At 60.3% G+C, this 2,631-nt stretch carries 3 protein-coding genes; 1 reads left to right on the top strand and 2 read right to left on the bottom strand.

Annotated elements, in window-relative coordinates:
• Window positions 1-183: 183 nt before the first annotated feature.
• Both GIW69_RS26000 and gspG read right to left on the bottom strand, forming a co-directional pair.
• The gene (locus GIW69_RS26000) at window positions 184-1,371 is read right to left on the bottom strand and encodes a type II secretion system F family protein (RefSeq protein WP_236485650.1); all 1,188 of its coding nucleotides are present in this window, start codon (window positions 1,369-1,371) and stop codon (window positions 184-186) included.
• A gap of 14 nt (window positions 1,372-1,385) precedes the next feature.
• Entirely contained in the window at window positions 1,386-1,820 is a 435-nt protein-coding gene (gspG, locus tag GIW69_RS25995) for a type II secretion system major pseudopilin GspG (protein WP_236485649.1), read from the bottom strand.
• Between the two features lie 197 nt (window positions 1,821-2,017).
• Here gspG and GIW69_RS25990 point away from each other — a divergent pair, with 197 nt between their 5' ends.
• Entirely contained in the window at window positions 2,018-2,626 is a 609-nt protein-coding gene (locus GIW69_RS25990) for a lytic transglycosylase domain-containing protein (protein WP_236485648.1), read from the top strand.
• Window positions 2,627-2,631 lie beyond the last annotated feature (5 nt).

Raw genomic sequence — 2,631 nt, 5'->3', positions numbered from 1 at the left:
TCCTTGGCCTGAACACTGGACACACCGGACAAGCTGTCCGGAATCAGTACGGTAGACGCCGACAGGACTGCGCCGATCGCCATTGCGAGCACGAGCTTTTTAATGTGCATATCGTTCTCCGTCTTGTTGTCTTGATTGGGAACGTAAAAGCCTTGTTGCGGTAGATCCAAGCCGTTCCCGGGCTCAGTGAATGCTGGAGGCGAGTTCGAAGATCGGGATGTACATCAGGATTACGATCACGCCGATCAACAGGCCGATAAAGGTCATGAGCAGCGGCTCGAACAAGCGCACGAACCACTCGATCCAGCGGCTGATTTCCTCGTCGTAGAAATCGGCGCTGCGTTCCATCATTTGCCCCAGGTTGCCGGACTGTTCACCCGCACGCAGCAGGCGCAGGGACACCGGGGTCACGAGATGATTGATCTCCAGCGCGGCGGACAGCGAATGACCTTCGCGTACGCGCTCGCACGCCTGGTCAAGGCGCACCCGCGACGGCACCGTGAGCAGGCCGCGCACCATGCCCATTGCCGTTACGAGCGGAATCCCGCCTTGCAGCAGAATCCCCAATGAACGATAGAACCGTGCCAGTTCGTACATGAAAATGCGTTGATGCACCGCGGGCAGTTTTTCCACCAGCCGATCCAGTGCGCGACGGAACGCCGGCTGCTTTTGCAGCAGGGCAAGGGCTATGACGATGGCGGCCAGTGCGCCGAAAAATTCAAGCTGATGCGCGTGCAAAAACATGCCGCTGCTCATCAGAATCTGCGACAGCCATGGCAGGTTCGAGCCCAGTCCTTCGAACACCAGGCTGAAGCGCGGCACCACATAGCCCATCAAGAACAACACCACGCCACCGCCAACGACGAGCAACAGCAACGGATAGATCGAAGCGCTGACGATCTTCTGCCGCACTTCGTCCATGCGCTGGCGATAGCTGACGTAACGGCCCAGCGCGTCGCCGACCGCGCCGGTTTTCTCGCTGGACTGTACCAGCGCCACGTAAAGCGGGGGGAACACCGCCGACAACTGGCCCAACGCCTGAGAGAACGATTTTCCCTCGTAAAGCAAGCGCACCAGCTCACTCAAGGTTTTGCGGGCAGCGGGGGCGGTTTCTTTTTCGGCGAGGCTTTCCAGTGCATCGATCAACGGTAGGCCGGCGTTCAGCAGCGTGGTCAGTTCCTGGCTGAACAACACCAGGTTGAACGTCTCCCGTTGACGCGGACGCAGGGAACGCCAATGACGCTCGGCGTGCAGGCTGACCACGCGCAACCCCTGATCCTCGGCGATGCGCCGCGCCTCGATTTGCCCCGGCGCCTCGACGCTCAGTGACACCACGCCGGTTTTGCCCACGGCTTTGAGTTGAAAGCGCATGCCCTGTGCTCCGCTTATTGCCAATTGGTGACTTCGGCGTTTTCACCTTCGCCGCCGGGCTGGCCGTCCTTGCCCATCGAGAGCAGGTCGTACTCGCTGTTTTCCCCTGGATAGCGATAGGCGTAATTACGGCCCCACGGATCCTGCGGCAGTTTTTTCTGCAAATACGGGCCCGTCCATTTCGCTTCATCGCTCGGCGCAGTGACCAGCGATTGCAAGCCTTGCTCGGTGGACGGGTAGTGGCCGACTTCCAGGCGATACAGATCCAGCGCCTTGCTCAGGCCTTCGATCTGCGCCTTGGCGACCTTCACTTCGGAACGGCCCAACTGCGCGAAATACTTGGGCGCGACGATCCCGGCCAAGAGGCCGAGCACCACCAGCACCACCAGCAATTCCAACAGGGTAAAGCCGCGCTGGGCGCGTGCGGTGGAACGCAAAAGCACCTTCATGATGACCTCCAGCCAAAGGCAGTCGAGTGGCTGGAGAGACCCTGTGCAAATACCGTGCTCGAACCCCTTCATTCGGCTGAAAGCCACGCAGTACAAGCGTTTCAGGAAGCGGCACAGTGCTTGCGTATGGCTGATTCACGATCGGTGAGTGGGGCATTTCCCCCAATTTTTTTCAGGCCGGTCAGGGGAGGCCCACCATGAAAACACTCACCGCCGGATTGCTCGGCTGCCTGCTCTCCATGGGCATTGTCCAGGCCGATGTCTTCGTCTCGATGGACACCAAAGGCAACTACGTTTTGTCCAACGTTCACCGGCCCGGTCGCAACTACGAACGGGTGATCCACGAAGCTCAAGCGGCCGTCGTCAGCCTCGATCAGCAGCCGCAATTGATCGCCGATCAGCCCTACGCCGAACTGGTCTCGGCCGCTGCCAGCGCCAACCAGTTACCCGAAGCGTTGCTGCACGCCGTGATCAACGCCGAGTCCCGTTACAACCCTGGCGCCACTTCACCCAAAGGCGCGGGCGGGTTGATGCAGTTGATGCCCGACACGGCGCGGGAGCTGGGGGTCAATGACGTCTACGACCCCAAGGCCAACATCCAGGGCGGAGCCCGTTATCTCAAGCGTTTGATGACGATGTTCGACAACGACATCTCACTCGCCGTGGCGGCCTACAACGCTGGCCCCGAAGCGGTATTGAGCCGTGGCCGGATCATCCCGCCCTTCGCCGAAACCCAGCGTTACGTACCCAGCGTGCTGCGCCAATACCGGCGTTTGCAAGGGCTGTCGGCAGACACACCGTTGTAATGGAT

Source organism: Pseudomonas syringae (assembly GCF_021605415.1).
GTDB lineage: Bacteria > Pseudomonadota > Gammaproteobacteria > Pseudomonadales > Pseudomonadaceae > Aquipseudomonas > Aquipseudomonas syringae_S.
Note: the sequence above shows the minus strand (reverse complement) of the source record. Positions and strands in the feature narration are given on the sequence as shown.

What these genes read in the sequence shown, in the direction of transcription:
- gspG (WP_236485649.1), bottom strand. Translation starts at nt 1,820, where the DNA reads ATGAAGGTGCTTTTGCGTTCCACCGCACGCGCCCAGCGCGGCTTTACC.
- GIW69_RS26000 (WP_236485650.1), bottom strand. Translation starts at nt 1,371, where the DNA reads ATGCGCTTTCAACTCAAAGCCGTGGGCAAAACCGGCGTGGTGTCACTG.
- GIW69_RS25990 (WP_236485648.1), top strand. Translation starts at nt 2,018, where the DNA reads ATGAAAACACTCACCGCCGGATTGCTCGGCTGCCTGCTCTCCATGGGC.